This window comes from Actinocrinis sp., assembly GCF_035938995.1.
GTDB lineage: Bacteria > Actinomycetota > Actinomycetes > Streptomycetales > Catenulisporaceae > DASZGI01.
This window is the reverse complement of the sequence record NZ_DASZGI010000246.1, coordinates 1-3205: the sequence shown is the minus strand read 5'-3', so window position 1 is coordinate 3205 and position 3205 is coordinate 1. Positions and strand designations below refer to the sequence as shown.

Sequence of the window (3205 nt, the reverse complement as noted above, 5' to 3'; positions counted from 1 at the left end):
CCGGGCAGCTACTTGATCACCAGCGTGGCGCTGCGCTCGGCGATGATGGCGCCGTTCTGGATGATCTCCACGGTCACGACCAGCGCGGATGCGGTGCAGGAACTCGGCACCAGATAGCCGATCGAGCTGCTGCCCTGGGCGTGCGGGGCGAGGTTCACTTGCAGTATGACCGGATCGATCACCGGGCAGCCCGCCGGGATGCCGGGAGAGGAGCCGATCCAGCGGCCCATCCACTGCGCGCCTGCTTGCTGCTGTTGGCCGGTGCAGTTCAGCACGGTGGCGGTCGCCTCGGAGCTCTGCCCCGGGTAGACGGCCGGCGGCTGGAAGGACAGACCGGTGATCCGAATGGTCTGCGACGTGGTGCAGGCGGTGCCGCGCGCGGGCGTTTGTGCCATCGCGGTGGTCGTGCCCGCGGCCGACATGGCGGCCGCGCACGCCAGGACGACGCTCGCGGTTCGAACGGATCTGCGCACCATGGAACCTTCCTGTCTCGGCTGGGAAATACGAACCCGTACAACGTTGCGCGGGCTTCCGGGTCCGGCAAGAGGCGTTCCACCATGTGGTCGGCGTGTGGCCGTTGCTCTCGCAACGGAGATAGAACACTGAGCGTGGCCGTTCGGATCGGGTGCGTGATTCGACGGCTGAAATTCACCTTCTGCTCAACACCGCGGGAGTCGTGCGTCAGGTGCGGCTGTCACGGTGCGGCCTGTTTGCCCACGAAGCAACACCGCCTCTCGGAAGGATCACCGCGATGAGTCGACGCCCAACAGCACCGTCTTCACCTCCCGGACGCACCGCCCTGGCCGCCACCGCCCTGGCCGCGGCGATGGCGCTGACCTGGGGTGCGGTCCCGGCCGCGGCGAGTGCCACACTCGGCAGGGCCGCCGCGGCCACTTCCGTCACCAGCGGCAACCTCCTGGTCGATCCGGGCGCCGAGAGCGTCGCGCAGTGTTCGGCCACCGGCCTTGACGGTATGACGATCCCCGGCTGGACCATCACGAGCGGCGAGCCGAACGCCGTGTGCTACGGCGCGCCCAACGGCTTCCCGACCGCCGGCACGCCGGGTTCGCCGACCCGCGGCAACCAGTTCTTCAACGGCGGCGGCACCGGGAACTCCAGCCTGTCGCAGACCGTCGACGTCTCGGCCGCGGCGTCGGCAATCGACGCCGGCGGCGTGCCGGTCACCCTGTCCGGTTGGCTGGGCGGCTGGTCCAGCCAGAACGACCGCGTCGGCGTGACCGCGACCTTCCAGGACGCTTCCGGCGCGACGCTCGGCAGCACGGCGATCGGCCCGGTCACCAACAAGAACCGCGGCAACACCACCGAGTTCCTGCAGAAGTCGGCCACCGCCACCCTTCCGGCGCACACCCGCTCGATCCGGGTGGACATGAACTTCACCTACACCGCGGGCAGCAATACCGACGGCTACGCCGACGACCTGTCGCTGACCGTCGGCACGAACGTGCCGACCCCGACGTTGACCGCCCCGCCCTCCACCGTCCCGGGCTTCGACCACGTATTCGTGGTCTACATGGAGAACGAGGACTACGGGAACATCATCGGCAACACCTCGCAGGCGCCCTACATCAACAGCCTGCTCTCCTCGGGGACGTCTCTCTCCCAGTCGTACGCCACCACGCACCCGTCCGACCCGAACTACATGGCCCTCGCCGCGGGTGGGCTGTACGGCCTGTACGACAACAGCATCTCGACGACCACGATCAACGCCCCGAACGTCGGCAACAGCGTCGAGAACGCGGGCAAGACCTGGAAGGCGTACGTCGACGGCGCGAACGGGCCCTGCGACTACTCGCAGCACGGCTACTACTACCCCGACGACGTGCCGTTCACCTACTTCCAGCAGTTCAAGGCGGACACCAGCCCCACCTCGTACTGCGCCAAGCACGACCAGCCGCTCTCGCAGATGTTCACCGACCTCGGCTCGGCGTCGACGACCCCCAACTTCGTGTGGTTCGAGGCGGACGACTGCAACGACATGGAGTCGTGCGGCATCACCGCGGGCGACACCTGGCTGAAGAACACGTTGCCGAGCATCTTCAACTCGCCCGCCTGGACCACGCAGCGCTCGCTGCTCATCCTCACCTGGGACGAAGGCGCCGTGAAATCTTTCGGCCCGGGCTACCCGAACCAGGTCCCGACGATCCTGCTCGGCTCGCAGAACTCGGTGAAAGCCGGCTACTCCAGCGCGCAGCGCACCAACCAGTACGGACTGCTGCGCACGGTGGATAAGGCGCTCGGTCTGACGCCGCTGACCAACAACGACGCCTACGCCGCGACAGTGAACGACGCCTGGACGGGCACGCCGTAGGCGCGGAGGGCGGGTCGCTGCAGACTTGGACCTTCACGCGAGTCGGCTGACCCGCCACGTACGAGACGTGTGGCCGCGATCCCGGCGCGGATCGCGGCCACACGTGGCTCAGGTGTGTGGTGCCGCCGGGTACATGCGCACCCGGCGGCACCGGTGAATCCGATCAGTCGGAGCTCAGTTGCTGAAGATCTGGAGCTCCGAGAGTTGTCCGGCGGGCCAGCCGGTGTTGGCGGTGAAGGTGAGTTTGACGTAGCGCACGGTGCTGGCGTTGAAGGTGATGGTGGTTGTGTTGCCGGTGGTGGGGTTGAAGGTGTAGCCCTGGGAGCCGACGAGGGTGGTGTAGGTGGTGCCGTCGGTGCTGCCTTGGATTTGGAGGGTTTGGGTGCGGGTGCCCCAGGCGGTGGAGGGGGGCAGGTCCAGCACGATGCGGCTGATGCTGTGTGCGGTGCCGAGGTCGACTTGGAGCCATTGGGGGAAGGCGTTGTCGGTGCTTTCCCAGTAGGTGCTGGTGTTGCCGTCCACGGCGTTGGCGGGTGTGTAGTTCTGGGTCCAGCCGCTGGCGGTGGTGGGTTGGCCCTGGGCGAGGTTGGTGTTGGTGGTGGCGCCGGTGCCGGTCAGGGTGACGGTGGCGGGGCTTCCGGGGGCGTTGCTGGTGATGGTCAGGGTGCCGGTTCGGGTGCCGGTGGCGGTGGGGGTGAAGGTGATGGTGGCGGTGCAGGATGCGCCGGGGTTGAGGGTGCCGGGGCAGTTGTTGGTTTGGGCGTAGTCGCCGTTGATGGTCAGCGGGGACAGGGCCGCGGCGGCGTTGCCGCTGTTGGTGACGGTGACCGACTGGGCGGCGCTGGTGGAGCCCACGGTCTGGCTGCCGAACGACAG

At 67.9% G+C, this 3205-nt stretch carries 3 protein-coding genes; 1 reads left to right on the top strand and 2 read right to left on the bottom strand.

Going from position 1 to position 3205, the window contains the following annotated elements; genetic code table 11:
• Positions 1-8 precede the first annotated feature (8 nt).
• Positions 9-476, bottom strand: a complete 468-nt coding sequence (locus tag VGZ32_RS17215) for a hypothetical protein (protein WP_326887077.1) — start codon at positions 474-476, stop codon at positions 9-11.
• Between the two features lie 275 nt (positions 477-751).
• Between VGZ32_RS17215 and VGZ32_RS17210 the strand changes: the two genes are divergently transcribed.
• Complete coding sequence (locus VGZ32_RS17210; RefSeq protein ID WP_326887076.1) at positions 752-2329, top strand: alkaline phosphatase family protein; 1578 nt, start codon at positions 752-754, stop codon at positions 2327-2329.
• Between the two features lie 174 nt (positions 2330-2503).
• Here VGZ32_RS17210 and VGZ32_RS17205 read toward each other — a convergent pair.
• A partial coding sequence (locus VGZ32_RS17205; RefSeq protein ID WP_326887075.1) for a discoidin domain-containing protein occupies positions 2504-3205 on the bottom strand: 702 nt, incomplete at its 5' end.